The organism is Pseudomonas sp. BE134, assembly GCF_031456105.1.
In the GTDB taxonomy this organism is placed as follows: Bacteria; Pseudomonadota; Gammaproteobacteria; order Pseudomonadales; family Pseudomonadaceae; genus Aquipseudomonas.
The window spans coordinates 69,947-96,822 of the sequence record NZ_JAVDUA010000028.1; the positions used below are offsets into that span (position 1 = coordinate 69,947).

General features: G+C 58.9%; 20 protein-coding genes and 1 pseudogene. 17 read left to right on the forward strand and 4 right to left on the reverse strand.

What is annotated here, in order from left to right; translation table 11 throughout:
• Positions 1 to 37: 37 nt before the first annotated feature.
• The gene (locus J2Y56_RS21805; RefSeq protein WP_310352648.1) at positions 38 to 4,354 is read left to right on the forward strand and encodes a DEAD/DEAH box helicase; all 4,317 of its coding nucleotides are present in this window, start codon (positions 38 to 40) and stop codon (positions 4,352 to 4,354) included.
• Between the two features lie 113 nt (positions 4,355 to 4,467).
• On the opposite strand, the gene J2Y56_RS21810 is transcribed toward J2Y56_RS21805, so the two are convergent.
• The gene (locus J2Y56_RS21810; RefSeq protein ID WP_405046879.1) at positions 4,468 to 6,552 is read right to left on the reverse strand and encodes a mechanosensitive ion channel family protein; all 2,085 of its coding nucleotides are present in this window, start codon (positions 6,550 to 6,552) and stop codon (positions 4,468 to 4,470) included.
• Between the two features lie 412 nt (positions 6,553 to 6,964).
• On the opposite strand from J2Y56_RS21810, the gene J2Y56_RS21815 reads away from it, so the two are divergent.
• Genes J2Y56_RS21815 through J2Y56_RS21825 form a run of 3 tightly spaced genes read left to right on the forward strand, consistent with a single transcriptional unit; the run spans position 6,965 to position 10,027 of the window.
• Positions 6,965 to 7,762 carry an endonuclease/exonuclease/phosphatase family protein gene (locus J2Y56_RS21815; RefSeq protein ID WP_310338884.1) on the forward strand — a complete coding sequence of 266 codons (798 nt, stop codon included), beginning with the start codon at positions 6,965 to 6,967 and terminating at the stop codon, positions 7,760 to 7,762.
• A complete protein-coding gene (gene clsB / locus J2Y56_RS21820; RefSeq protein ID WP_310352652.1) occupies positions 7,759 to 9,054 on the forward strand; it encodes a cardiolipin synthase ClsB in 1,296 nt (431 codons plus the stop codon). Before J2Y56_RS21815 ends, clsB begins: the two co-directional genes overlap by 4 nt.
• Positions 9,041 to 10,027, forward strand: coding sequence for a lysylphosphatidylglycerol synthase domain-containing protein (locus tag J2Y56_RS21825; RefSeq protein WP_310352654.1), 987 nt, complete (start codon positions 9,041 to 9,043; stop codon positions 10,025 to 10,027). The genes clsB and J2Y56_RS21825 overlap by 14 nt, the downstream gene beginning before the upstream one ends.
• A gap of 111 nt (positions 10,028 to 10,138) precedes the next feature.
• On the opposite strand, the gene J2Y56_RS21830 is transcribed toward J2Y56_RS21825, so the two are convergent.
• The 3 genes from J2Y56_RS21830 to J2Y56_RS21840 form a co-directional block, all read right to left on the reverse strand.
• Positions 10,139 to 10,897, reverse strand: a complete 759-nt coding sequence (locus J2Y56_RS21830; RefSeq protein ID WP_310352656.1) for an alpha/beta fold hydrolase — start codon at positions 10,895 to 10,897, stop codon at positions 10,139 to 10,141.
• Positions 10,887 to 11,996, reverse strand: a complete 1,110-nt coding sequence (locus tag J2Y56_RS21835) for a DUF3182 family protein (RefSeq protein WP_310352658.1) — start codon at positions 11,994 to 11,996, stop codon at positions 10,887 to 10,889. The genes J2Y56_RS21830 and J2Y56_RS21835 overlap by 11 nt, the downstream gene beginning before the upstream one ends.
• Before the next feature lie 299 nt (positions 11,997 to 12,295).
• Positions 12,296 to 13,288: a GlxA family transcriptional regulator gene (locus tag J2Y56_RS21840; RefSeq protein WP_310352660.1), complete on the reverse strand. Its 993-nt coding sequence runs from the start codon at positions 13,286 to 13,288 to the stop codon at positions 12,296 to 12,298.
• 102 nt (positions 13,289 to 13,390) lie between these two features.
• Here J2Y56_RS21840 and J2Y56_RS21845 point away from each other — a divergent pair, with 102 nt between their 5' ends.
• The 13 genes and pseudogenes from J2Y56_RS21845 to J2Y56_RS21905 form a co-directional block, all read left to right on the forward strand.
• Positions 13,391 to 13,942: a cysteine hydrolase family protein gene (locus tag J2Y56_RS21845; protein ID WP_310338868.1), complete on the forward strand. Its 552-nt coding sequence runs from the start codon at positions 13,391 to 13,393 to the stop codon at positions 13,940 to 13,942.
• 74 nt (positions 13,943 to 14,016) lie between these two features.
• A pseudogene (locus tag J2Y56_RS21850) lies at positions 14,017 to 14,106 on the forward strand (alpha/beta hydrolase); the annotation flags it as partial.
• A gap of 143 nt (positions 14,107 to 14,249) precedes the next feature.
• The gene (locus J2Y56_RS21855; RefSeq protein ID WP_007946870.1) at positions 14,250 to 14,939 is read left to right on the forward strand and encodes a YjfI family protein; all 690 of its coding nucleotides are present in this window, start codon (positions 14,250 to 14,252) and stop codon (positions 14,937 to 14,939) included.
• A 21-nt stretch (positions 14,940 to 14,960) separates the two neighbouring features.
• Complete coding sequence (locus J2Y56_RS21860) at positions 14,961 to 15,659, forward strand: PspA/IM30 family protein (protein WP_310338865.1); 699 nt, start codon at positions 14,961 to 14,963, stop codon at positions 15,657 to 15,659.
• A gap of 279 nt (positions 15,660 to 15,938) precedes the next feature.
• Positions 15,939 to 16,502 (forward strand): rhomboid family intramembrane serine protease, encoded by a 564-nt coding sequence (locus J2Y56_RS21865; protein ID WP_310352664.1) that lies wholly within the window; start codon positions 15,939 to 15,941, stop codon positions 16,500 to 16,502.
• Positions 16,503 to 16,576: 74 nt separating this feature from the next.
• A complete protein-coding gene (locus J2Y56_RS21870; protein WP_310352667.1) occupies positions 16,577 to 17,611 on the forward strand; it encodes an ion channel in 1,035 nt (344 codons plus the stop codon).
• Positions 17,598 to 18,278, forward strand: coding sequence for a DUF2491 family protein (locus tag J2Y56_RS21875; RefSeq protein WP_310352670.1), 681 nt, complete (start codon positions 17,598 to 17,600; stop codon positions 18,276 to 18,278). The genes J2Y56_RS21870 and J2Y56_RS21875 overlap by 14 nt, the downstream gene beginning before the upstream one ends.
• A 14-nt stretch (positions 18,279 to 18,292) precedes the next feature.
• Positions 18,293 to 18,721, forward strand: a complete 429-nt coding sequence (locus J2Y56_RS21880; RefSeq protein WP_150782513.1) for a DUF350 domain-containing protein — start codon at positions 18,293 to 18,295, stop codon at positions 18,719 to 18,721.
• A gap of 19 nt (positions 18,722 to 18,740) precedes the next feature.
• Complete coding sequence (locus J2Y56_RS21885; protein ID WP_007946863.1) at positions 18,741 to 19,451, forward strand: DUF1190 domain-containing protein; 711 nt, start codon at positions 18,741 to 18,743, stop codon at positions 19,449 to 19,451.
• A gap of 12 nt (positions 19,452 to 19,463) precedes the next feature.
• Positions 19,464 to 20,621, forward strand: a complete 1,158-nt coding sequence (locus J2Y56_RS21890) for a glutathionylspermidine synthase family protein (protein ID WP_310352675.1) — start codon at positions 19,464 to 19,466, stop codon at positions 20,619 to 20,621.
• Positions 20,622 to 20,729: 108 nt separating this feature from the next.
• Complete coding sequence (locus J2Y56_RS21895; protein ID WP_310352677.1) at positions 20,730 to 22,934, forward strand: OsmC domain/YcaO domain-containing protein; 2,205 nt, start codon at positions 20,730 to 20,732, stop codon at positions 22,932 to 22,934.
• A 467-nt stretch (positions 22,935 to 23,401) separates the two neighbouring features.
• On the forward strand, positions 23,402 to 24,658 hold the full coding sequence (locus J2Y56_RS21900) for an autotransporter strand-loop-strand O-heptosyltransferase (RefSeq protein WP_310352679.1): 1,257 nt from the start codon (positions 23,402 to 23,404) through the stop codon (positions 24,656 to 24,658).
• Positions 24,655 to 26,876, forward strand: a 2,222-nt coding sequence (locus J2Y56_RS21905) for an AIDA repeat-containing protein (RefSeq protein WP_310352682.1), incomplete at its 3' end; no start/stop codon positions are given. The genes J2Y56_RS21900 and J2Y56_RS21905, both read left to right, overlap by 4 nt.

The following is a 26,876-nucleotide window of genomic DNA, read 5'->3' on the forward strand; positions in this document are numbered from 1 at the left end:
CTTGCAACTTCATTCCCCCACCCGCATAACTGCCCCCATGAATCTGCCAATCCCGACGGACAGCGCCCTGGCAGGCTTCCACCCCGCCGTCAGCGCCTGGTTCAGCAACACCTTCCCGACGGTCACCGCCGCCCAGGCCCTGGCGTGGCCGTTGATTCGTCAGCGGCGCTCGACCCTGATCGCCGCGCCCACCGGGTCCGGCAAAACCCTCACCGCGTTCCTCGCCGTTATCGACGAACTGGTTCACCGGGGCCTGGAAACCGCCGACGGGCTGCCTGACGAAACCCTGGTGGTCTATGTCTCGCCGCTCAAGGCCTTGTCCAACGACATTCAGATCAACCTGCAAAACCCGCTCGCCGGGATCACCGAGCAATTACGGGTGATGGGCTTGCCCCCCTTGCAGATCAACACCGCCGTGCGCACCGGCGACACGTCGCAGAAAGATCGCTCGGCCATGCGCAAGACCGCGCCGCACATTCTGGTGACCACCCCGGAATCCCTTTACGTGCTGCTCGGCTCCGACTCCGGCCGAAAGATGCTCGGCACTGCGCGCACGGTGATCGTCGATGAAATCCACGCCATCGCCGCCAGCAAACGCGGCAGCCATTTGGCCCTGAGCCTTGAACGGTTGCAGGCGCTGTGCGCAGAACCGCTGTTGCGCATTGGCCTGTCCGCCACGCAAAAACCCATCGAAACGGTGTCGCGCTTTCTGGTGGGTCGCGACCGTCCCTGCGAGATCGTCGACATCGGCCACGCCCGCCCACGGGATCTGGACATCGAAGTCCCTCCCGTGCCGTTGTCCGCGGTCATGGCCAATGACGTGTGGGAACTGGTCTACGACCGCCTCGCCACCCTCGCCCGCGAACATCGGACCACGCTGATTTTCGTCAATACCCGGCGTCTCGCCGAGCGCCTGAGCCGGCATCTGAGTGAACGCCTCGGCAAGGAGGCAGTGGCCGCCCACCACGGCAGCCTGGCCAAGGAGTTTCGTCTGGACGCCGAACAACGGCTCAAGCGCGGCGACCTGCAAGTGCTGATCGCCACCGCTTCGCTGGAACTGGGTATCGACATTGGCGACGTCGACCTGGTGTGCCAAATCGCTTCGCCGCGTTCGATTTCAGGGTTTCTGCAACGGGTCGGCCGTTCCGGGCACCAGGTCGGCGGTACGCCCAAGGGCCGCTTGTTCGCCACCACCCGCGACGACCTGATCGAATGCACCGCGCTGCTCGATTGTGTTCGGCGCGGCGAACTCGACACACTGCAGATTCCCACAGCGCCACTGGACGTACTCGCGCAACAAATCATTGCCGAGGTCAGTTGCCAGGAATGGTCGGAACACGCGCTGCTGAAGATGCTGCGTAACGCCTCGCCGTATGCCGAACTCGACGAAAAACATTATCAGGCGCTGTTGCACATGCTCGCCGAGGGCTACAACAGTCGACAAGGCATGCGCAGCGCTTACCTGCACCGCGATGCAGTTACCCGCACCCTGCGCGCTCGTCGAGGCGCCAGATTGACCGCCGTAACCAGCGGCGGGACGATTCCGGACAACGCCGACTACAGCGTTTTGCTGGAGCCCCAAGGGCTGAACATCGGCAGCGTCAACGAAGACTTTGCGGTGGAGAGCATTGCCGGGGATGTGTTCCAGTTGGGCAATACCTCCTACCGAATCCTGCGGGTCGAAACCGGCAAGGTCCGGGTCGAAGATGCTCAAGGCCAGCCGCCGACCATTCCCTTCTGGCTGGGTGAAGCACCGGGGCGCAGCGCGGAGTTGTCGTTTGCCGTCGCTCGCTTGCAAGCACACCTCGACGACTTGCTCGGCGCCACGCCAGGCAACCTGCAACCGGCCCTCGACTGGCTGACCGACACACTCGGCCTGAACGTCGCCAGCGCCGAGCAACTGATCGATTATCTCGCCCGGGCGCGCCTGACGCTGGGTGCCCTGCCGTCACAGGACACGTTGCTGATGGAGCGCTTTTTCGACGAGTCCGGCGGCACGCAACTGATCATCCACACCCCGTTCGGCAGCCGCATCAACCGCGCCTGGGGCCTGGCCCTGCGCAAGCGTTTCTGCCGCACCTTCAACTTCGAATTGCAGGCCGCCGCCAGCGAAGACGCGATCGTGCTGTCGCTGTCCACCAGCCACAGTTTTGAACTCGACGACGTCTGGCGCTACCTGCACAGCAACAGCGCCGAACACCTGCTGATTCAAGCGGTGCTCGACGCGCCACTATTCGGCGTGCGCTGGCGCTGGAATACCGGTGTCGCCCTGGCTCTGCCGCGTTACAGCGGCGGACGTAAAGTCCCGCCGCAGATCCAGCGAATGAAAAGCGAAGACCTGATTGCCAGTGTCTTTCCTGATCAGATTGCCTGCGTGGAAAACCTCGCCGGTGAACGTGAAATTCCCGACCATCCATTGGTGGAACAGACCCTCGACGATTGCCTGCACGAGGCGATGGACAGCGTAGGCTGGCTGGCGTTGCTGCGGCGCATGGAACGTGGCGACGTGCGGCTGATCAGCCGTGACCTGCCAGCGCCGTCGCCGCTGGCGGCGGAAATCCTCAGCGCCCGGCCTTATAACTTTCTCGACGATGCGCCGCTGGAAGAGCGTCGCACGCAAGCGGTGCTCAACCGACGCTGGACCGATCCAGAGTCCACCGACGACCTCGGAGCGCTGGATGCCGACGCGATTCAAGCGGTACGCGACGAGGCCTGGCCGGCACCCACTGGCGTCGATGAAATGCATGAGGCGTTGATGAGTCTTGCGTGCATCACCGATGCCGAGGCCCAGACTAATGCGCACTGGCTCGACTGGCTGAACGCCCTGGCCGACAGCGGTCGCGCCACCCGAATGCAGATCAACGCACAGCACGGGTTGTGGCTGGCACTGGAGCGACTGACCGGCTTGCAAGCGATTTATCCACAAGCCACTTTGTTGCCGGCACTGCAAGCGTTGCCCGGTTTCGATGATCCCTGGACGCCAGACGAAGCCGTGCTTGAAGTGATCCGCGCACGACTCAGCGCGTTTGGCCCGCTGCCGCTCACCGCGATTGCCGAACCCCTGGGATTGGCGGCGAATCACATCACCCAGGCCTTGGCGCAACTGGAACGCGAAGGCTATGTGTTGCGCGGCCGCTTCACGCCCGGCGCAGGGTTGGAGGAATGGTGCGAACGGCATCTGCTGGCGCGTATTCACCGTTACACGGTCAAGCGCTTGCGGCGGGAAATCGAGCCGGTGGCGTTGCAGGATTTCATGCGTTTTCTGTTCGACTGGCAACACCTGTCGGCGGCGACTCAAGGCCAGGGCAGCGCGGTGTTGCCCTCCATCGTCGGTCAGTTCGAAGGCTACCCCGCCGCTGCCTCAGCCTGGGACAGCGACATTCTGTCGGCGCGAATCAAAGATTACTCGCCGGGGTGGCTGGATGATCTGTGCCGCAGCGGCAAACTGGTCTGGACACGCCTGACCGCGCGCAACAAAGGAGCCGGCACGGCATTGCGCAGCACGCCGATTCTGTTGTTGCCGCGCAGTCAGGTTGGCTTGTGGAGCGGCTTGACCGAGCAGACACCGGTCAGCGAACTGTCACCCAAAACACAAAAGGTTCATGAGGCGCTCAGCCAACACGGCGCGCTGTTTTTCGATGAACTGATTCATGAAGCTCATCTGCTGCGCTCGGAACTGGAAATCGCCTTGCAGGAGCTTGTCGGGGCCGGATTGGTGAACGCCGATAGCTTCGCCGGATTGCGGGCACTGATTACCCCGGCCAGCAAACGCCAGAGTCGCAGCAGTCGACGCGGGCGTGGGGCGTTTGTCGGCGGGATGGACGACGCCGGACGTTGGGCCTTGTTACGCCGCCGGCCGGCCGCGCCGGTTGTGGATAACCAACGTCCAGCGCCGACACCGACGGAGACACTGGAACACATCGCCATGACCCTGTTGCGGCGTTATGGCGTGGTGTTCTGGCGGCTGCTGGAACGTGAGGCGGATTGGTTGCCGAGCTGGCGCGAATTGCTGCGTACATTTCACCGGCTGGAGGCTCGGGGCGAGATACGCGGCGGGCGGTTTGTCAGTGGCTTGGCCGGTGAACAGTTTGCATTGCCCGAGGCCATTCCACTGCTGCGCGAAGTACGTAGGCGACCCCATGACGGGAGTTTGATCGCGGTGTGCGGGGTTGACCCGCTGAACCTTGCCGGAACGCTGTTACCCGGTGCGAAAGTACCGGCGTTGGCGAGTAATCGGTTGGTGTACCGCGATGGAATTCCGGCGGCGGCGGAGATTGCCGGCAAGCAACACTTTTGGCTGGAGCTGGATCAGCAAGCAGCTATTGAAATACGTAGCAAGTTGACTCGCCACTGATCGTTCCCACGCTCCGCGTGGGAATGCAACCAGAGACGCTCTGCGTCTCAAGAGCGGACGCGGAGCGTCCGGTGAGGCCATTCCCACGCAGAGCGTGGGAACGATCTGAAGAGTCACTGGGTACGCGGCTGATCCGGCATCAACACCGCCGAATGCTCCATCGCGACTTCGTCATCCTGCTCATCCACCTGCCGCTTGGGCATCAAAACCTGTTGTGGATAAGTCTGCGCGAAATGCACCCACGGGCAGTTATCCACAAGCTTTTTCAAACGCTGGTTGAATGCCCGACTCACCGCGTATTGACCTCCCGACACGGTGCGGAACTGCGCCGTCAGCACCACGCCATTGAGGTCCATTTTGTCGACGCCGAATACGTCCAGTGGCCCTTGCAGGTTGTACTTGAGAAACGGGTCGTCGCTGATCGAATGCCCGGCTTCGCGGATCAATTCAATCGCCTTATCGACATCGGTGTCGTAGGTGAACTGCACCGAGAAGAACGCATAGGCGAATTGCCGGGACTGGTTGGTCACGGCCTTGATCTGGCCGAACGGCACCGAGTGCACAAAGCCCTTGCCATCGCGCAGGCGCAGGGTGCGGATGGTCAAGCCTTCGACCGTGCCGGCATGCCCGGAATCGAGCACCACCCAATCACCAATCGACAAGGTGTCTTCGATGATGATGAACAACCCGGTGATGACGTCCTGCACCAGCTGCTGGGAGCCGAAACCGATGGCCAGCCCCACCACCCCGGCGCCGGCCAGAAACGGCGCGACGTTGATCCCAAGGTTAGCCATGGTGGTGATCGCACAGATCACCACCAGCAGGATTTTGATCGCATTGCGCAGCAGCGGCAGGATGGTTTTCACCCGCGTACTTGGCTGGCGTGCTGAGCGTTTGTTGACCGGTGGCTTCAGGGCTTCCTGAATCGTCGTGTCGAGCACCACCCAGACCATCCAGGTCACCAGGAAAATCAAACCGATGCGGCCCAGCGAATCACTGATCGCTCGCCCGACCGTATTGCTCATCGCGAATTCCAGGAGTGACACCCCCCAGATCCGCCCCAGGATATCGATGAACACAATCGCCATGCCGATCCGTAGCAACGCGTGTGAAAGGCTCAGGAAACGCTCTTTGTAGGCATTGCTGCGACGCGCCGCTTGCTCGCTGCGGGACTTGAAAAGGTGATGCAGTGACGTGCTGAGAAACACCGTCGCAATCAACAAGACGGTGGTGAACAATGCGCTGCGCAGCACCTGCTGATTGTCATCGCTGATGCTGACCAGATTGATGACCGAGACCATCACCATCAACAGGATCGGCCAGTACCACAGGCCGGAAAAAATCCGCAACGTCTCGCGCAATGCCGGCTGTTTGAGGCGCTGGGCCAGCGGCAGAATGCGGATCAGATGCGCGACCGGCCGGCGCATTTTGATCACCAGCAGACCAAAGGCCATCGAGGCGCCCAGACCGGTCAATACCGCCACGCTGCTGGTGAGATTGCTGCCCAACTGATGGGCAATCTGCGGACTGGTCAAAGCATCGCTGATGGCAACCAGAAAGCCGATTGCAAACAACGGCCGTGGGCTGAATTGACGAAGGATCTGCACCGCACGGCGTTTGTGGCCGGCATTGAACAGGACCACCAATGTCAGCACCAGCGAGGCGGCGAAGATGCCGCTGCTGGTGGCATAGGCGAAACACAATGCCAGGGCCCGGCCGGCGGACACTGGCAAGTAGTGGCTGACAATGATCGTCAACGGCAGGCTCACCAGCGCCGGAATGCTGTAAGGCAAGGCATAACCGAGCACTGCCCGACCGCGTTCGCGGGTGAGCAACAAACGATGCCGGCTCAGACGCGTGGCCAGCAGCCCGCCAAGCAGCCAGAGCAATGCAAAGACACCCGCCCACACGCCGGACAACAGCAGGAAATCCCCCGCCACGCTCCAGCTGGAACGCGCCGATGGATGATTGACCAGTTGATCGACTTCATCGGCTGCGCGATCTGCGCGCAGACGCCAGGCATCGACCAGTTCCTCGTTGAGATCAAGTTTACCCTCGACCTCATCGATGCTCGAACTGATCGCCCCCAGCAATCCACCCTGGACCAACGGCTGCGGGTGGGCCGCTGGTGTCGCGGCGGTGCTGGTCGCCGGCAAGCCCGGTATCGCCGCAGCTTGCAGCCCGACGCTAGCTGTCATGAGCAGTAGCGCCAGCAGTATTGCAGTCTTGAACGGATGCAAACGCAGTGCTCCTTTTGAATAGTCGTAATGAACGAAAGATCGCAGCCTTCGGCCGCGCCTACAAGCGTAAATCGGCTAAGCGCCTTGAAGGTCTCGAATCTTCGATTATTGCAGCCGGCTGATCAGTGCGGCCAGACATCGCTCCCACAGGTAAATTGTGTAGGGCTTTACCGTCCGTAGCCCCGTCGAAACTTTCTCCCTCCCCCGGCAGTCATCAAAAGACGGGGCTGCGCGAAGACCATCAAGCGGGAGGTGACATGGCGGTGATTCAAATAAGTAGTTCAGGCGGGTTCAAACGCCTGCGGGACGTCCATCACCCACTGGCAAGCTTCTTCGCATCCAGCGAATCCTTGGCCGAAGGATTGCGGCCATGAACGTTTCCGAGCCGCTCGACGCCGCCGATGATCCGTCGCCAACCCTCGCCGCCGTGCGCCGCTTCACGGTACTGACGGTCAACACGCATAAAGGTTTTACCGCGCTGAACCGGCGTTTCATCCTGCCAGAGTTGCGCGAAGCAGTGCGCAGTGTGTCTGCCGACGTGGTGTTTTTGCAGGAAGTCCACGGTGCCCATGAACAGCACCCAACGCGCTACAGCAACTGGCCGGCGGTACCGCAATACGAATTCCTTGCCGACACCCTGTGGCCACAGTTTGCCTATGGCCGCAACGCGGTCTACCCGGCGGGTGATCATGGGAATGCGTTGCTGTCGAAATTCCAGATCATTCGCCACGACAACCTGGACGTCTCAATCAGCGGCCATGAAAACCGCGGCATCCTGCATTGCGTGCTGCGCCTGCCCGGTGACGGCCAGGAAATTCACGCCATCTGCGTGCACCTGGGGCTGCGCGAAACCCATCGGACCGAACAGCTCAAACTGTTGAGCCGACGCCTTTCGGAGTTGCCGGATGAGGTGCCGGTGATCGTTGCCGGAGATTTCAATGACTGGCGCCAGCGGGCCGATGTGCTGCTCAAACCCTGTGGTCTGCGCGAAGTGTTCGCCGAACATCATGGCAAACCGGCACGCAGTTTTCCCGCACGAATGCCGGCATTACGACTCGACCGCATTTACGTACGCAACCTCAAGGCCAGCCGTCCGCAGGTATTGGCTGCACGCCCGTGGTCACACCTTTCCGACCACGCACCGCTGTCGGTGGAGATCGAGCTATGAGCATCCCGTCGATGGAAAAAACCAGCGTGGAGCACTCTGCGGCCCCCCGGACGACCGGCAAACCCGGCGTGGTCGATGTCAACTATGGCTGGCAAGGCAACAACCGGGTCGAGTTGCTGGAAAACGGTGAAGCGTATTTCCCACGGGTGTTCGAGGCCATGCGCCAGGCCAAGACTGAAATCCTCCTGGAAACGTTTATTGTGTTCGAGGACAAGGTCGGTAACGAGATGCAGCAAGTGTTGATCGACGCCGCCCGGCGCGGTGTGCGAGTCACCGCCAGTCTCGACGGATTTGGCTGCGGCGAATTGAGCACCGAGTTCCTGGCCGCGATGAGCGAAGCCGGTGTGCACATCCAGATATTCGACCCCGCGCCTAAGCGTCTGGGCATTCGCACTAACTGGTTCCGCCGCCTGCACCGAAAGATCGTCGTGGTCGATGGAACGATTGCCTTCATCGGCGGGATCAACTTTTCCGCCGACCACTTGGGCGACTTCGGCCCCGAGGCCAAACAGGATTACTCCGTTGAAGTGCAAGGCCCGGCAGTGGCCGACATTCATCACTTCGCGCTGTTGCAATGCGGTCGCCCGGCCCGCGCCAAATACTGGTGGCAGCGACGCCGCCAACGGCGTTCGGAACTGGCAGTCAACGATCATGACGGCCAGGTTCGGCTGGTGTACCGCGACAATGGTGACCATCGCACGGATATCGAAGAGGTTTACCGGTTGGTGCTGCGCACTGCCAAGCGCCGGGTGGTGATCGCCAACGCTTACTTCTTTCCCGGTTATCGCTTGCTGCGCGAGATCCGCAACGCAGCACGCCGTGGCGTCGATGTTCGCCTGATTCTGCAGGGCCAGCCGGACATGCTGGTGGCCAAACTTGCTGCGCGCATGACCTATGACTATCTGCTCAAGGCGGGCGTGCAGATTCACGAATACTGCGAGCGGCCGCTGCACGGCAAAGTCGCGCTGGTCGACGAGGACTGGAGCACCGTCGGTTCAAGCAACCTCGACCCGTTGAGCCTGTCCATGAACCTGGAAGCCAATGTGTTGATCCGCGACCGTGCGTTCAACCGCACGCTGTTCGAACGGCTTGAACACCTGAGCGATAACCACTGCAAAGCCATGTGCGTCGACACCGCACCGCGCGGACGAATCTGGCACATGACGGTCGGCTTTCTGGTGTTTCACTTCCTGCGCCATTTCCCCGCCTGGGCGGGTTGGATGCCGGCACACAAGCCGCGCTTGAAAGCCTTCATCAAGCCGGCCGGGAGTGATGAACATGCCCCACGCTGAAGTCCATTCGACCACCCACGCCGAGCGCCCGGGAAAGTCTCGCTGGAGCCGCTGGAAACGACCGTTGACGATGCTGTTTTTCCTGGCGCTGATCGTCCTGTTGACGATGCTCGCCCAGCGCATCGAATGGGATGAAGTGTTCCACACCCTGGCCAATTTCAAGTCGCGCACATTGGTCATCGCCTCGGGGCTGACGCTGCTGAGTTTTCTGGTGTACGCCAGTTTCGATCTGATCGGCCGCACCTACATTCGCCAGGATTTGACGTGGAAACAGATCCTGCCGGTGGGGGTCATCAGCTATGCCTTCAACCTCAATCTGAGTGCGTGGGTGGGTGGCATCGCCATGCGCTATCGGCTGTACTCACGGCTGGGGGTGAGCAAGAGCAACATCGCAAAAATTCTCGGTTTGAGCCTGGCGACCAATTGGTTCGGCTACATGGTGATTGCCGGCACCGTTTTCAGCAGCGGACTGGTGCGCATGCCGCCGGGCTGGAAACTGAGCACCGGTGCATTACAAGGGGTGGGCGTGTTGTTGCTGCTGGTGAGCGCGGGCTATCTGGCCGCCTGTCGATTTTCCAGGCGTCGGGAGTGGGCCATTCGCGGGGTGGAAATCAACCTGCCTTCTCTGCGCATGGCGGTGCTGCAACTGGCACTGGGGGCACTGAACTGGTCGTTGATGGCGGCGGTGATTTTTACTTTGTTGCCGAGCAAGCTGGACTACCCGCTGGTGCTGGGGGTGTTGTTGATCAGCGCCATTGCCGGGGTCATCACACACATTCCGGCGGGGCTTGGCGTGCTGGAAGCGGTGTTTGTGGCGTTGCTGCAACATGAGGCTTCGCGGGGCAGTCTGGTGGCGGGGTTGCTGGCGTATCGGGCGATTTACTTCATCTTGCCGCTATTGATTACGCTGGTGATGTATCTGCTGGTGGAGGCCAAGGCCAAGTCGTTGCGAATTTCCAGGAAACCCAAGTGATCGATGGTGACTGTGAGGGCGCTATCGCGAGCAGGCTCGCTCCCACATTTGGATCGCGGTCTGACTGTGGGAGCGAGCCTGCTCGCGATAGTCGAAAGAACACTGAAAATCTCAAGTCGATTGAATAATGCTCAACCGCTCACCCACAACCATTTCGGTAATCCAGTCCACCAGGATCGAGGTGTACGCCTGCTGTGAAACAGGCTCGCTCAAGGCGTGATCCGCCCCGTCGATAATCCGGTGGGTCAGCGAGTGAGTCTGCTGACAGGCCGCGCGGTAACTCATGATGGTCGCGTGGGGTACATAATCGTCGGTCTCGGATTCAACCAGCAGCACATCACCGGTGAATTGCGAACAAGCATGTAACGCCCGGTTGCTGTCGGCACGGATCAACGTGCTGCGGTAATCGCGCAGGTCAATCTTGTCCAGATCACGTTTCGGCGTGTGCCAAAGATCGTCTCGATACAGTGCCGGAACTCGCAACGCCAGCCAGCGCACCGGACGCAATGACGTCAGGATCGAGGCCAGATAGCCGCCGTAACTGGTGCCGACCACGGCGATGGCCGAGGTGTCGAGCGCCGGGTGCGCGAGCAGCCGGTCATACGCCGCCAACAGGTCACGCAAGTTGTCTTCACGGGTGACGCGGGTCAGCGGGATTCCAGTGCCTCCAGTATGGCCGCGCAAGTCGAACGTCAGGCAGACGCAACCCAGGCCGGCGATGCCTTTGGCCCGCTCCAGATCCCGTTCCTGGCTGCCACCCCAACCGTGCACAAACAGCACACCGGGCACCTTCGATTTGGGGCTGAGAAAAGTCCCGCTCATCTGTTCATCGTCGATGTCGATCTGAATGGTTTCGCTTCTAGCCGTCATAGGATTTAACCGTTACGTACTTGAGGAGAAAATCACCGTTTTCTGCGGGGCCACGGTACACCTCGATGGCGTCCGCCGGTAACGGTTGATCGATGTAGGTTTCCACCGAAGACACGCGAATCGCGCGCATCCCCGGATCGTTGACGAAGCTCTGCAACGCCGCCACTTCCGCGCTGCTGGCTCCGCCCATGCGCCAGGATTGCTCCAGCACGCCGCTGCGCTGTTTGCCGTTGCTGTCCAGGCCTTGGGCGATGTCGTAGTTGCGTCGCGAGGCGTAGAAGCCCGGATAGGCCTCATCCGCCGCGTTGTCGAACACCTGCGCCTGCTGGATCGCCAACCGCACATCGTCAGGCAAGGGTAGCTTAAGCAGGTCCTCGTAATACCCCGGCACCACCAACAGGTTGGAGCCGCCATACACCAACTCGCCCTGTCCGTCTTCAATCAAGTATTGCTCACCGCAGTAACTCAGCACGGTGTCGCCGATAAAACTCTGGCCGACACTGTGGGTAATCACATTGCCCAAGTCCTGTTCCAGCACCACGCCTTCGGTGAATAACTTGCTGGCGTCGGGTCTGGCGAGGATGGCGTGGAACTGGTCGAGGCTTTCGATCACTTCCTGACCGCGTCCGGCGCAAGCGTGTACAGGCTTGAGGCGGATCGGTCCGTTGTAAAGCAAGTGTTCGGCCGCGGGTCGCGCATCGTCGAGTGAGAACACGCTGAGGCCATCCAGCACCACGTTGCGTACGCGCTCGGAGAACAGCGTTGACCAGCCAGGCGGGGCGTAAGCATTTTTGTTGAGCAAGCCATGGCTGATGGCCTTGGTGCAGATGAAGTCGTGGTCGACATAACCGCCCCACAAATCTTCCGGCCCTCTTACGCCCACTTGTCGGGCGGCAGCGACGCCTACCAGCGTCTGGGTCGGCAGTACATAAAGATCGCGGCCGTCATGCAGTTTTTGATCAAAACTACCGCCGTATTCAAGCCCCAGAATCTGCGCCAGCCAACGGGCCAGGGCGCGGTTGGTTTCGACTTCGTGCAGCGGCGCATCGGGGTGCACGGAATGGGCGACCACCAGTTTTTTGCGGTCTGTTGGGGTCATGCGTCCCCCTTCAATTGGCGTTTGATGATTGTAGAAAGAGGGGTGCAGAGATCAGGCCAAGCGAGGCGCGCCGTAAATAACCTTAAAATCAGTTAGTTGTGAAAACGGTGATGGCACCAAGCCTGTTTCAATCTGCACGACCGTTGCTTCATCTCCTGCATTCTGCACGATTGAGCTACGCCCTCTCCCTCTGTGGGAGCCAGCCTGCTGGCGATGGCGGCAGCACATTCAACATAGATGTAGCTGCCAGATCGCTATCGCCAGCAGGCTGGCTCCCACAGGGATTTTCGGTGGTGCGGCTAGCGGGTTGCAGCCACCGGCGACACGCCAAATCGAGTCCGGTAATCACTCGGCGCCAGCCCGGTAATTTTCTTGAACGTCGTCCGAAACGCACTCGGGTCCTGATACCCCACGGTCCAGGCAATGTGATCGATGGTGCCGTTGGTGAATTCGAGCATTTCCCTGGCCTTGCCAACCCGCAGGTGCTGGCAGTATTCGGTTGGCTTGAGTCCGGTCGCCGCGCGGAAGCGACGCAGGAAGGTGCGCTCTTCCAGCCCCGCCCGTTCGGCCATGGCCGTCAGCGACACATCGGTCGCCCCGGTACTTTGCAACCAATGCTGGACCTTGAGAATAGACGCATCGCCATGACTGAGAATGGGTGAAAAGTTGCTGCCGCACTCGCTCGCACTGTCGCTGTGCTCCACCACCAGAAACCGCGCCGTGCCGGTCGCAATGCTCGGTCCCAGTAAACGGTCGACCAGGCGCAACCCCAACTCGGACCAAGCCATCAGCCCGGCCGTGGTGATCAGGTCGCCGTCGTCGACAATCGGCGTATCGGCCTTGAGCTTGATCGTCGGATAACGCTCGGCGAAGGCTTTGGCCGAGGTCCAGTGAGTGGTGGCGCTGCGACCATCTAGCAAGCCACTTTCGGCCAAGAGAATCGAGCCCACGCAGACACCTCCCAGGGTCGCACCGCGAGCGTGTTGCTGACGAACCCATTGAAGCAACGCCTGCGGCACCTGACCGGCGTAAAAACTGGAAATCGACGGCGGGATCAACACGGCCACCAAGGCTGAGTCCGGCGCGGGATGACTGTCGTAGACCCGAACGGGAGCCTGATTGCCCTCCACCTGCCAATGGCTGACCCGCAAAAGCGGCAACCGCGCGGCCTGATGCTCGGCGGCGATCCGGTTGGCCACCCCGAACAGGTCCGTCAGTCCATGCACCGCCGCCATCTGCGCACCGGGGTAAATCAGCACACCCAGTTCGGCGATTGGCCTTTGTGCGTCCATTGTCAGTTTTCCCCCTTCTATTGTCGGTGCGGCCAATCCTCGGACGGCCTGCTAAACCCAATACTTCATTCCACACCCAACCCGCACTTCGAGGAATCAGTCATGGCCAAGCAAGCACTTATCGTAGTTGATATCCAAAACGACTACTTCCCACAAGGCAAGTGGCCGTTGGCCGGCGCCGACGCCGCAGCAGATAACGCCGTTCGTCTGCTCAAGGCCTTTCGTGAGACCGGTGATTCGGTGGTGCACATTCGCCACGAATTCACCTCTGAAGAAGCGCCGTTCTTTACCCCCGGCTCCGAAGGAGCGAAGTTGCACCCCAAAGTGCTCAACCACGCGGATGAGCCGGTCGTCCTCAAGCACTTCGTCAACTCGTTCCGCGAAACCGAACTAAAGTCGATTCTCGATGAGCAAGAAATCAAGGAACTGGTGGTGGTCGGCAGCATGAGCCACATGTGCGTCGACGGCATCACCCGGGCCGCCAACGACCTCGGTTATACCGTCACGGTCATCCATGATGCCTGTGCCTCACGTGACCTGGAGTTTAACGGCCTGACGGTGCCGGCGGCTCACGTCCACGCCGCGTTCATGTCGGCCCTGGGTTTTGCCTACGCCAGCGTGGTGTCCACCGACGAGTTCCTGAACCGCAATTGAACGCACGCCCAACGTAACTCACTGGAGATCATCGACATGGCTACTCTGACTAAACGCGAATTGAACATGCTCAACTGATTGTGTACCCAGGGGCGCCGCATGGGCTGACGGATACCCATAAAGAGCAGGTGAATGCGGACATGCTGGCATTCGCCAAAGGCTGAGAAACACCCTGAAATATTACAGGCCCGCCTTGCTGCGGGCCTTTTCGCTTGCGGAAACAAAATCTCACGCGTGAGCCGTTGATGGTGTACTTCATTGGTTGTAGGGTTGCTCACGCGTGAGATGTTCACAACGGAGCCACCCCATGAAAAACCGCTCCCCGTCAGACCCGCCTCACGAGCCTGCTGTTACAGCAAAAAGCCCCAAGGGAGAGCGCTCGAAACCGTCCGTGAAAAAACCATCAAGCTTCTACATGAAGCAGATGCGTGCAGGCCTGGCAGCCGCCGGCTATGTGAAACACGAAACTTGGGTGCTTCCGGAAAACCGAAGCTTGCTCAAGCAAATGGAGCAACAGCTACGCCAACCGATTCTGGCTGGCTCATTCCTGTCGGAGAATGACATGAGCGCAAGCAACAACTGGAATATCGATAGCCTCTTCAATGCCCTCAAGGCCCTTGATGAGGTGGCTTCGCAAGAGATTACGCTTTCCCTGATCCAGAGTGCCGAACCCACCCTCAGGCTGGAGATGAACGAGTTTGGCGGACTGCCAATCCACATCGCCATCGCCGGCGAGCAGATCATCGTCGACACTGTTCTGGTCGACGTCGAGTCGATCAACGACGTGCCGGCCTTCAACGATGCCGTGCTGCGCAGCCGGGAAATGTTCCCGCTGTCCTCGATCGGTATCGAGTCCATGCCCAACGGCCAAGTCGTTTACAACATGTTCGGCGCGCTGAGTTCCGACTCCAGCCTGACCAACGTGGTGACCGAGGCGAAAACCCTGGTCGATAACGTCCAGCGTGCCATCGAAGCCTTCGAACGCTTCTTCAAGTAATTATCAGGAAAGGAAGACTCAATGACTCAGTCCATCTGGAGCAAGTTGTTCACCGCGTTGCGCGGCGGCGCCACCGAAGTGGGCGAATCAATCGTCGACCAACAGGCCTTGCGCATCCTCGACCAGGAAATTCGCGATGCTGACAGCGCGCTGGCCAACGCCAAGCGTGAACTCGTCACCATCATGGCCAAGCACAAACTGTCGGCCGACCGCGTCAGCGAGCACAATGCCAAAATCAAGGACCTGGAATCCAAGGCCATGGCCGCGATCCAGGCCAACCGCGAAGACCTGGCACTGGAAGTAGCCGAAGCGATTTCGACCCTGACCAACGAACTCGATGTCGAACAAAAGCAGGCCAGCGAATTCGGTGGTTACGCGGACAGCATGCGCAAAGACATCACCAAGGCCGAAGCCCGTATCAAAAGCCTGCGCCAGCAAGTAGACATGGCCAAGGCGCGCGATAGCGTACAGAAAGCCCAGGTCAGCGCATCCATCGCCAGCGGCGGTGCCAACGGCAAGCTGGAAACCGCCGTCGGTACACTGAACCGTTTGCAGGCCAAGCAGCAGCAACGCGCCGCAGAACTGCAAGCGCAGGACGAACTGGCCGACGCATCGACCGGCAACGACCTGGAGCGCAAACTGCGCGAAGCCGGCATCACGCCGAACGAAGGCAGTGCCAACGCGATCCTGGAACGCCTGAAGCAAAAATCGGCCGAGTAATCGACCCCGTAACACTCCAAAAAGAAGGTTACCCAATGCCGATCGGCTAAGCCATAACGCAATCTGTAGCAGCTGGCGAAGCCTGTGTTCGGCTGCGAAGCAGTCGTAAAATCTGAGTTTGCGGTCTTCCTGAAACACCGCCTCGTCTGACTTTACGACTGCTGCGCAGCCGAACGCAGGCTTCGCCAGCTGCTACAAAAAATGGCGTTACTGCAGAAATTACTTAACTGATCGGGCACTAGCATTGATTGCCCTTTTTTTTTCGAGTTGAGGTCAAGGATGGATGCCCTGAAGGGTTTCAAGATAATCGCCGGTCTGGCCATCTTCATGATCGCGCTGCAAGTGATCAATGCAGCGACCGGCTACAGCCTTATGGCATTCGGCCTGATCCCGAGAAACGTGCATGGACTGCTCGGCATCGTCACGTCACCTTTTTTGCACGCGTCCTTCTCGCACCTGAGCGCCAACCTGGTGGCCTTTTCGGTACTGGGTACGCTGGTGATGATCGACGGGCTCAATCGGTTCATGGCGGTGAGTGCCATCATTATTTTGCTGGGCGGCTCGCTGGTCTGGCTGTTCGGTTTTGCAGGCGTACACATCGGCGCCAGCGCCTGGGTTTTCGGGCTGTGGGCGTACATTCTGTCGCGCGCCTGGTTCCACAAGAGCTGGGGCAACGTGATCACGGCGGTTGTCGTAGCCCTGTTTTATGGCGGCCTGATCTTTGGCTTTTTACCTCGGCGGGGTATTTCATTTGAAGGCCATCTATTCGGGGCATTCGCCGGTTTCATAGCCGCCAAAGTACTGTTATCCGCGCCTCGCAGCAGGTTTAATGCCGCCGGGTAAACGCACTTTTGCACTCAGACGCCAACGCGATTACTTCGCCAGGAATGAGTACCCCTACGGAAGTCAGGGCCCCCATGTCGATTTTTCTTTTATTGCGTATGTACGCCTCGTCTCTCTTTCACCGGTTCGGCTGGGCGGGCCTGGTGATTGCGTTAGGCGTACACCTGACCACGGCCTGGCTGGGCCTGGTGTATCTGGGCGAACAACACCTGACTGCCCCCGCCACGTTTACTTACTTCTATCTCACCACCACGTTGACCGTCGGCTATGGCGATCTCACACCACAGACATCCGCCGGGCGAATTTTCGTGGCTACCTGGATCATGCTCGGCGGCATTGCGCTACTGACAGCGGCCATTGGCAAAACCACCAGCAGCGTTATCGATGCATGGAGAAAAGGCATGAAGGGCAAAGGCGATTTCACTGGCAAAGTCGGCCATACGGTTCTCATCGGCTGGGAAGGTGCGACCAGTGAGCGGGTCATTCAATTGTTGTTGCAGGACGAAACCTCCAACGACAACCTGATCGTGATTTGCGATTGCACCCTTGAAGAAAACCCGATGCCGGGCAAGGCAGAATTCATCAAGGGTGAAAGCCTGTCCTCCGCAGCCGTGTTGCAGCGCGCCGGTGTTCCGGGTGCCGAACGTGTGCTGGTGCGCACCCCGTCAGACGACTTGACCCTGGCCACCGTGTTGGCGGTCAATCAACTGAACCCCATCGGGCACGTGGTCGCGCATTTCAATGAAAGTGAAATCGCCGCGCTCGCCAGCGCCTACGCCCCCCGCCTGGAATGCACCTCAAGCATGGCCATCGAAATGTTGGTGCGTGCCTCTCAGGACCCTGGCTCTTCAATGGTCATCAATGAGTTGTTGTGCGTGGGCGAAGGCGCCACCCAATACTTGATGAAACTGCCCGAGACGTATCAGGCCACTTTTGGCGATCTGTACACGCAATTGAAAGAACGCCACAACGCCACCCTCATCGGCTATCGCGCCAAAGGTATGCAACAACCATGGATCAACCCGCCCAGCGCCACACGCATTGAAGGCGGCGAACTCTTTTACATCGCGTCCACTCGCCTCAAGGAAATTTCCAATGGGATGGTTTAAACAGTTGATGGGGCTTGAGGCTCCGAACACGGACACAAACACCCCGTCGAAATGGACCGCCAACGACACCTCGCCGGTCACCGGCCCGCTGGGTCTGGCATTGGGCAAGGGCGTGATGTTCGACACCAGCCTGAGGTTGTTGCTCGACGGCAACACCACGGTAACGATCCCGGGTTCCCAGCAGATCTGGAGCGCCGGCACTATCGATCTCGGGCAGTCGACCTGGCTGTCCCGCTATTACATGAACGATGAAGACTACTGGTTGCAAGTGCACACCACCGGCGCTATCGACGGACAGGTCGAGTCGGTGATCCTGTTCAATTACCTCAGTTACATCACCATCAGCAGCGAAGCGGAACTGCGTCGACTGGCCGGCCCACAAAGCCCGATCGGGCTGCCGACCTACACCCACAACGGTGTCGAATACACCCGCGAATGGGGCACCGAGAATGGCCAGACAGAACTGGTGGCGCTGAGCGAACAGCTGAAAAACCCGGATGAGTCCTACAGGGTCGAGCACCGTTCGATGCTGTACGCCCGCGAAACCGGCCTGACCGATCGCCGGGAATTCCTGCTGTTTTCCGTCGAGGAAGACGCCGAAGGCACCATCAGCTTGAGCACGTCGCTGGGTATCTCGCTGTACACCACCGACCTGAACACTTTTTAACAAGGAAGACGTCCATGCTAGAAGCACTCTCCATCTCCCTGAACCCGGCGGCCGTGCTCGGGTTTGTTTCGTACATCCTCGGCGCCGCCCTGCTCTTCGCGCTGTTCCAGTTCATCTACACCCGCATCACACCGCACAAGGAGTTCGAACTGATCCGTTCGGGCAACGTGGCGGCTGCGATTGCGCTGGGTGGCGCCATCATCGGCTTCGCCATTCCGGCCAGCAATGTGATTGCCTATTCGATCAGCCTCCTGGACTTCGTCGTCTGGGCGGTGATCGCCGCTTTTGTACAATTGCTGGCGTTCCTGATGACCAGCCTGGTGCTGAAAGGCACCTCGGAGCGCATCAAAAAAGGAGAAATCGCGGCGGGTATCTATGTCGCGGCAGTGGCCATCAGCGTCGGCATGTTGAATGCCGCGTGCATGACCCCTTCCCAGAATTGATTGCGCAGCGGAGCCCCTGATGAAACGAAGCAAGTACGTTCAGCTCTCGCTGGCAGCATCGGTCGCCATGGCGATATCCGGTTGCGGGCCAACGGAAAAAACCTACCCGTTGCAGAAGAAGTACAACTTTCAGTCCGTTCAGCAATGCGCCGATGAAAAACTCCCGGTGGACGTCTGCTCGGACGCCTACATGAGCGCCATGGCCGAGCATCGCCGTATTGCGCCGGTGTATGACAGCCAGGCTGATTGCGATGCCGACTTCGTCGCCGACTGGTGCCAACAGGACTCGGCCGGCAAGTTCATCCCCAAGCTCGGCGGCTTCGAGCTCACAGCCGATGGCCAGGTGACGCAATCCCAGGTAGACGCCGCCCAGGCGCAACTTCCCGCTTCGCAAGCCAACACCGGCGGTTCGGGATTCTCCACCAGCAGCCTGCTGACCGGACTGTTGATCGGCAACATGCTGAGCAACAACCGCAACAGCTATTACTCCCAGCCGGTCTACCGCTACCGCGATAATCGCGGCAACTACGGCACTTCAACGCTCAACCAGCGCATTGCCAACGGTTCGACGTTCAACCGGTCCAACCAGGCAAAGTACGGCGGCAGCTACACCAATTCCATCAGCAAATCGGCCAGCAAGCCGGTTTCCGTTTCCTCGTCGACGTCGCGTGGCGGCTTTGGCAGCAAAGCCAGTGCACGCAGCGGCTGGGGCGGCGGGTCGAGCAGTTAAGGAAACCAGGCCATGAAGAAGATTCATTGCGCAGAGCGTCATGACTGGAAACAAACCGCCGAAGGTCTCGGCTTTCTGTTCCACACCATCGACGGTGAACCTTATTGGGACGAGAGCGCGTATTACCAGTTCACGCTCAAACAGATCGAAAGCGACCTGGAAGACCCGACCACCGAAATCCATGAGATGTGCATGGACCTGGTGGCCCGGGTGGTGCAGAACGAGGAGTTGCTGGAGCGCCTGAGTATTCCCCCGGCGTTCTACGACATGATTCGCACGTCATGGCTCGAAGGCCACCCGCATCTGTATGGGCGCATGGACTTTTCCTACAACGGCACCGGGCCGGCCAAGTTGCTGGAACTCAACTACGACACGCCGACCAGCCTGTATGAGGCGGCGGCGTTTCAATGGGGCTGGCTGGAGCAATGCATCGAACGTGGTTTGCTGCCCAGGAACGCCGACCAGTTCAACAGCATCGACACCAAGCTGCATCAAGCCTTCGCACAACTGCAACTCAAGAAACCGTTCTATTTCGCCTCGATGAAACAGTCGGTCGAAGACAAGGGCACCACTGATTACCTGCGGCTGGTCGCGGAGAAGGTCGGTATCGAATCACGCCACATCGATATCGAAGACATCGGCCTCACCAGTGACGGACGTTTCGTCGATCTGGAGGATCGCTGGATCCCGCACCTGTTCAAACTGCATGCTTGGGAATTCATCTTCCACGAGCCCTTTGGCGCCGCGATTGCCCAGAGCGATACGCAGTTTTTCGAGCCGGCCTGGAAATCCATTATCTCCAACAAAGGCATCCTGCCGTTGCTGTGGGAATTCAACAAAGGCCATCCCAACCTGCTCGCGGCGCACCTGGATACCAATCCGGACAAAGCAGTGCCCAAGGGTTGGGTGCGCAAACCGTTCTTCTCCCGCGAAGGCGCCAACATCGAGCTGCAAACCGCCGATGGCCTGATCGTGAAAGAGGACGGGCCCTACACCGATGCGCCGTTTATCCTTCAGGAATTCGCGCCGCTGCCCAAGTTTGGCGACAGCTATACGCTGATTGGCTCTTGGGTGATTGGCGATCAGGCGGCCGGGATTGGCGTGCGGGAAGACAACAGTTTGATCACCAAGGATTCGAGTCGGTTTTTGCCGCACCTGATACTTGACTGACCCATCCATCGCCGGTGTGCACATATAGTAAGACGCCCGCAAGACATACGCCTGAAAAGCCGGATAATAGCGGCCAATTCGTCTAGCCCGTTATTCTGGTAATCCCCCATGGAAATCAAGGTCAACTTTCTCGACAACCTTCGGCTTGAAGCAAAGTTCGATGACTTCACGGTGGTGGCCGATCAACCTATCCGCTACAAGGGCGATGGCTCGGCACCGGGTCCGTTCGATTACTTTCTGGCGTCATCGGCTTTGTGTGCGGCTTATTTCGTGAAGCTGTACTGCGACACTCGCAGTATTCCCACGGAAAACATCCGCCTGTCGCAGAACAACATTGTTGATCCGGAAAACCGCTACAACCAGATTTTCAAGATTCAGGTCGAGTTGCCGGCGGACATCTCCGACAAGGACCGCCAAGGCATCCTGCGCTCCATCGACCGTTGCACCGTGAAGAAAGTGGTGCAAGCCGGGCCTGAGTTTGTGATCGAAGAGGTGGAAAACCTCGACGCCGATGCCCAGGCATTGTTGATGCCTGCATCCCATTCAGAGGCGCACACCTATATCGCGGGCAAGGACCTGCCGCTGGAGCAAACCATCGCCAACATGTCGGCCATTCTGGCGGACTTGGGGATGAAGATTGAAATCGCCTCGTGGCGCAATATCGTGCCCAACGTGTGGTCGCTGCACATCCGCGATGCGCACTCGCCAATGTGTTTCACCAATGGCAAAGGTGCGACCAAGGAAGGCGCGTTGGCATCAGCATTGGGCGAGTTTATCGAGCGTCTCAACTGCAACTTCTTCTACAACGACCAGTTCTGGGGCGAAGACATCGCCAACGCGCCGTTTGTACATTACCCGGACGAGCGCTGGTTCAAGCCTGGCCGAAAAGATGCGCTGTCCACTGAGATTCTCGACGAATACTGCCTGAAGATTTATAACCGCGACGGCGAGCTGCGTGGCTCTCATCTGATCGATACCAACTCGGGAAATGAAGAGCGCGGCATCTGCTCGCTGCCGTACGTACGCCAGTCGGATGGCGAGGTGGTGTATTTCCCGTCCAACCTGATTGAAAACCTGTTCCTCAGTAACGGCATGAGTGCCGGTAACACGCTGGCCGAAGCCCAGGTGCAGTGCCTGTCGGAGATCTTCGAGCGCGCCGTAAAACGCGAAATCATCGAAGGTGAATTTGCCCTGCCGGATGTGCCGGCCGAGGTACTGGCGAAGTATCCCGGGATACTGGCCGGTATTCAGGCGCTGGAAGAGCAAGGGTTCCCTGTGTTGGTGAAGGACGCATCCCTGGGCGGAGAATTCCCGGTGATGTGCGTCACGCTGATGAACCCACGTACCGGCGGTGTGTTCGCCTCGTTCGGCGCGCATCCGAGCCTGGAGGTGGCGCTGGAACGCAGCCTGACCGAATTGTTGCAGGGTCGCAGTTTCGAAGGCCTCAACGACCTGCCCCAGCCGACGTTTGAAGGGCATGCGGTGACCGAGCCGAACAACTTCGTCGAACACTTTATCGACTCCAGCGGCGTGGTGTCGTGGCGCTTCTTCAGTTCCAGGTCGGATTACGAGTTCGTGGAGTGGGACTTCTCCGGCCAGGGTGAAAACTCGAATGCCGAGGAAGCCGCGACCTTGTTCGGCATCCTCAAAGACATGGGCAAGGAAGTGTACATGGCGGTCTACGAGCATATCGGCGCAACGGCATGCCGCATCCTGGTGCCGGACTACTCGGAAATCTATCCGGCGGACGATCTGATCTGGGATAACACCAACAAAGCGCTGTTCTTCCGCGCCGATATCCTGAACCTGCATCGCCTGGACCAAGACGAACTGCAAGCGCTGGTTGAGCGTCTGGTGGAAAGTGAGCTGGACGACTACACCGATATCACCTCCTTGATCGGCATCGAGTTCGACGACAATACGGCCTGGGGTCAGCTGACGATCCTGGAGTTGAAGCTACTGATTTATCTCGCCTTGCAGCAATATGAAGAGGCGAAAGAAGCCGTAGAAATGTTCCTGCAGTACAACGACAACACGGTTGAACGCGGCTTGTTCTATCAGGCTGTCAATGTGGTGCTGGAGATGAAGCTGGACGAAGACCTGGAACTGGAAGACTACGAAGCCAACTTCCGCCGGATGTTTGGCAACGAACGCACGGACGCAGCCATCGGATCGGTAGATGGTAGCGTGCGCTTCCATGGCTTGACGCCAACCAGCATGAAACTGGAGGGGCTCGACAGGCACCTGCGCTTGATCGAAAGCTACAAGAAACTGCACTCGGCTCGGGCCAATGTGACCACTGTATCCAGTTAATAGCACCCACAAAAAAGCGAAGCCAGATTACTGGCTTCGCTTTTTTTTGTTGCTGACTGGATCGCTGCTTTTTAAAGCGGCCAAATCAGGAAGTCTTACTCAGTGTTTCCTCGGGAAGCCAAAGACGCGGCATGATACATACACCCCCCCAGAAACTTCCTACAACTCCTCCAGAAACCGCCACTTTATATCCCTACAGACTAGAGCGATAGTTGCAGGGCATTTCCTACAAAGCCAGAGTTAGTCAGTCTGCAAAGATCATTAAAGCATTATGGGTATTTGTGTCTCTCGCAACGCGTGCGATTGCAGAGTATTTTTTGAGTTATTACAACCATTGGCTTTGGCTGCATAACACTATCAATTCAGCATCCTTCCTGGACATTTTTCTTACAGGGAAATGAGTAACTCTGCGCTCGCTTCAAACACACAAATATCGATTCAAATAATTAATCAGCGGGTTTGAGTCCATGAGCACAAGTACTACTTCAGCCCAGTCACCTGAGCCTGGCGCGTCACATCCTTTTTCACTTCCCCCCCCGAAACTACCGACCCAGCTTGGACCTTTGGGTATTCGCTATGACTTTAATGATGGTGCCCGTTTGTTATTACCCAAAGGGGCATGGCATGTAAATCTTATTGATGCCGATTCGGGAAATATTCTATTCGCCAGCGACGTAGAGGGCGGCTGGGTACAAAGCACCAAGAAGTACTTTGTGCGTTTCACGATCAAGGTTTGGCAACGTGGTCAACAGATCCCTGTACTCGATCACACGCTGGATCTTAAAGACAAACCTGTCCTGATCTCCTTTCCCGTTGGCACCCTGGGCGATCTCATCGGCTGGTTTCCTTATGCCGAGCGCTTTGCCCAGCACCATGAGTGCCAGCTCGAATGCACCCTGGGCCGGGAAATCGCCGACCTGTTTGCTGATCAGTACCCCGATATCCAGCTTTCCACCCCTCAAGCGGTGGTGATGGCTGAACCCTATGCGACTTACCGCATCGGCCTGTTCTTTGGTGGCAATACCGCTCAACAGCCGATCGACTTCCGCGTGGTCGGTTTGCACCGTACGGCGGGCTACATTCTGGGCGTTGACCCCGCGGAGGCTCCGCCGCGACTGACGCTCAACGCCAAGCCCCGCATTATCGAACCCTACGTATGCATCGCCGCGCAATCGTCCTGCCAGGCCAAGTACTGGAACAACGGTCACGGTTGGCGCCTGGTGGTCGAGCACCTCAAAAGCCTGGGTTATCGGGTGCTGTGCATCGACAAGCAGGCCACCCATGGCGTGGGCTTTGTCTGGAACCACATCCCGTATGGAGCCGAGGATTTTACCGGCGATATCCCCTTGCGCGAGCGTGTCGACTTGTTGCAGCACGCGGCGTTTTTTGTCGGGCTCAGCAGTGGACTGTCCTGGCTGGCGTGGGCTGCGCGGATTCCTGTGGTGTTGATCAGCGGCTTCACTCTGCCCACCTGCGAGTTCAGCACCCCTTACCGAGTCTTCAACTCCCATGGCTGCAACGGCTGCTGGGACGACATGACAGTGCAGTTCGATCACAAAGACTTTTTCTGGTGCCCTCGGCACAAGGATACCGAACGCCAGTTCGAGTGCAGCCGACTGATCACCGGACAACAGGTGATCAACCCCATCAACCATCTCCATCGTCAGCTGCAGCGTTCACACGCTGGTGACACTCACCCAAAAAACATGAGTAATTGCCAATGAATCGTACATTTCGCCTGGTTTGGAACCACAGCCAGGAAAGCTGGATGGTGGCGTCCGAACATGCCAAGGGTAAAACCAAATCCGGTGTCACCGGCGGTAGTCGCAAACGAGCGCTGCTCTCGCTTACCTGCGTACTGAATATGGCTGTGCTGGAGCCTGCGCTCGCAGCCTATACGCCCTTGGTCGGCTCCGGGATGACGGTGACCGGCGAAACCGTGGATAACTTTGGTCAAATTATCATATCCGGCGGAATCGCCAATAGCGGTTTCATCACCTCGGCAGGCGTCCAACATGTCAGCAGTGGTGGATTGACCAATAGCATGACCATCATGGGGGGTGCCCAAAGAGTTTTCTTTGGAGGCGTCGCCAATGACACGATCGTCCAGAATGGTGTCCAACATCTCGACGGCGGAGTAGCCTTTCGTACGACACTCAACTCGGGCGGCAGTCAATCCATCGGCTCAGGAGGAGTTCTCGGCGGCTCAGCCGGAGTCGCCAATGACACGACCATAAACTCTGGTGGTGAACAACATCTCTACGACGGCGCCACCGCCAATGTCACGTCGATCAACGCAGGCCTCCAATATATCCACAGTGGCGGAGAAGCCCACCGCACGACAATCAACTCGGCAGGCGAGCAATTCGTCGCAGGATTAGCCGATAACACAACCATCACATCGGGAGGTACCCAGGTTATTCAAAATGGTGGCATCGCCAATGGCACGATCATCAGTGGGAGTCTCGCCGCTCAGATTGTTTCCTCTGGCGGCAGCGCCAATGACACAAACGTCTGGAATGGTGGTGCTCAGCATGTCACGGGAGTGGCTCAACGCACGACAATCTTCGGAGGCGAGCAAATTGTCTCGGCAGGCGGATCAGCCAATAGCACGACCATCAACTCGGCAGGAGAATTAACGGTATTGGCAGGCGGTACAGCTACCAGCGTTACGCAAACAGTTGGGGGACTGACTACCAGTACTGACGCGACGGTCGCGGGCACCAATAGTCTGGGGGCGTTTTCTGTCGACGCGACCACGCATTCAGCCAATAACGTTCTGCTTCAGGACCGAGGGCGACTCAGCGTTCTGGGTAACGGCACGGCCACGGACACAACCGTATCGAGTGGTGGCGTTCTCGAGGTCACCAGTGGCGGTGTACTGGCAGGGGTCACCCGGATTAATTATGGCGGAGAGATCACAGGCGATGTGATCAATGACGGCAACCTGATCTTTAATCAGAACAGCGACAGCGTGTTCTCCGGCCTCCTCTCAGGTAATGGCGAACTGACCAAGGACGGCGCCAACACCCTCACCCTGAGTGGACCTTTAACGTATACAGGGGGCACTCAGGTAAATGCCGGCAGCTTGTTGCTCCAGAGGGCAACACTGACAGGGGCGGTGACGATTCAGAGCGGCGCGAACCTCGGCCTGCTGGGGGACTCCAGCATCGGGGGTCTCGAGGGGAGCGGTACGGCTGCGCTCGGTGCGCATGACCTGACACTCAATCGTGCCTCTGGCACGAGCGAGTTTGCCGGGCAATTGACAGGCACTGGCAATCTGATCAAAGACGGTAGTTACACCCAGACCCTCAGAGGCGATGTGGCTCAAGGGTTTACAGGGAGTACTCAGGTCAATGCCGGCAGCTTGATGCTCGATGGGACAACCCTTGCAGGGGCGGTGACGATCCGGAGCGGCGCGAACCTCGGCCTGCTGGGGGACTCCAGCATCGGTGGTCTCGAAGGGAGCGGTACGGCTGCGCTCGGTGCGCATGACCTGACACTCAATCGTGCCTCTGGCACGAGCGAGTTTGCCGGGCGATTGACGGGCACTGGCAATCTGGTCAAAGACGGTAGTTACACCCAGACCCTCAGAGGCGATGTGGCTCAAGGGTTTACAGGGAGTACTCAGGTCAATGCCGGCAGTTTGTTGCTCGATGGGACAACCCTTGCAGGGGCGGTGACGATCCGGAGCGGCGCGAACCTCGGCCTGCTGGGGGACTCCAGCATCGGTGGTCTCGAGGGGAGCGGTACGGCTGCGCTCGGTGCGCATGACCTGACACTCAATCGTGCCTCTGGCACGAGCGAGTTTGCCGGGCAATTGACGGGCACTGGCGATCTGATCAAGGACGGTAGTTACACCCAGACCCTCAGAGGCGATGTGGCTCAAGGGTTTACAGGGAGTACTCAGGTCAATGCCGGCAGTTTGTTGCTCGATGGGAC

Excerpts from the sequence above, each read along its gene's own strand:
- J2Y56_RS21835 (WP_310352658.1), bottom strand. The coding sequence starts at position 11,996 with ATGACCCCAACAGACCGCAAAAAACTGGTGGTCGCCCATTCCGTGCAC.
- J2Y56_RS21860 (WP_310338865.1), top strand. The coding sequence starts at position 14,961 with ATGACTCAGTCCATCTGGAGCAAGTTGTTCACCGCGTTGCGCGGCGGC.
- J2Y56_RS21870 (WP_310352667.1), top strand. The coding sequence starts at position 16,577 with ATGTCGATTTTTCTTTTATTGCGTATGTACGCCTCGTCTCTCTTTCAC.
- J2Y56_RS21895 (WP_310352677.1), top strand. The coding sequence starts at position 20,730 with ATGGAAATCAAGGTCAACTTTCTCGACAACCTTCGGCTTGAAGCAAAG.
- J2Y56_RS21815 (WP_310338884.1), top strand. The coding sequence starts at position 6,965 with ATGAACGTTTCCGAGCCGCTCGACGCCGCCGATGATCCGTCGCCAACC.
- J2Y56_RS21865 (WP_310352664.1), top strand. The coding sequence starts at position 15,939 with ATGGATGCCCTGAAGGGTTTCAAGATAATCGCCGGTCTGGCCATCTTC.
- J2Y56_RS21875 (WP_310352670.1), top strand. The coding sequence starts at position 17,598 with ATGGGATGGTTTAAACAGTTGATGGGGCTTGAGGCTCCGAACACGGAC.
- J2Y56_RS21855 (WP_007946870.1), top strand. The coding sequence starts at position 14,250 with ATGAAAAACCGCTCCCCGTCAGACCCGCCTCACGAGCCTGCTGTTACA.
- J2Y56_RS21830 (WP_310352656.1), bottom strand. The coding sequence starts at position 10,897 with ATGACGGCTAGAAGCGAAACCATTCAGATCGACATCGACGATGAACAG.
- J2Y56_RS21805 (WP_310352648.1), top strand. The coding sequence starts at position 38 with ATGAATCTGCCAATCCCGACGGACAGCGCCCTGGCAGGCTTCCACCCC.
- clsB (WP_310352652.1), top strand. The coding sequence starts at position 7,759 with ATGAGCATCCCGTCGATGGAAAAAACCAGCGTGGAGCACTCTGCGGCC.
- J2Y56_RS21810 (WP_405046879.1), bottom strand. The coding sequence starts at position 6,552 with ATGACAGCTAGCGTCGGGCTGCAAGCTGCGGCGATACCGGGCTTGCCG.
- J2Y56_RS21880 (WP_150782513.1), top strand. The coding sequence starts at position 18,293 with ATGCTAGAAGCACTCTCCATCTCCCTGAACCCGGCGGCCGTGCTCGGG.
- J2Y56_RS21885 (WP_007946863.1), top strand. The coding sequence starts at position 18,741 with ATGAAACGAAGCAAGTACGTTCAGCTCTCGCTGGCAGCATCGGTCGCC.
- J2Y56_RS21825 (WP_310352654.1), top strand. The coding sequence starts at position 9,041 with ATGCCCCACGCTGAAGTCCATTCGACCACCCACGCCGAGCGCCCGGGA.
- J2Y56_RS21890 (WP_310352675.1), top strand. The coding sequence starts at position 19,464 with ATGAAGAAGATTCATTGCGCAGAGCGTCATGACTGGAAACAAACCGCC.
- J2Y56_RS21840 (WP_310352660.1), bottom strand. The coding sequence starts at position 13,288 with ATGGACGCACAAAGGCCAATCGCCGAACTGGGTGTGCTGATTTACCCC.
- J2Y56_RS21845 (WP_310338868.1), top strand. The coding sequence starts at position 13,391 with ATGGCCAAGCAAGCACTTATCGTAGTTGATATCCAAAACGACTACTTC.
- J2Y56_RS21900 (WP_310352679.1), top strand. The coding sequence starts at position 23,402 with ATGAGCACAAGTACTACTTCAGCCCAGTCACCTGAGCCTGGCGCGTCA.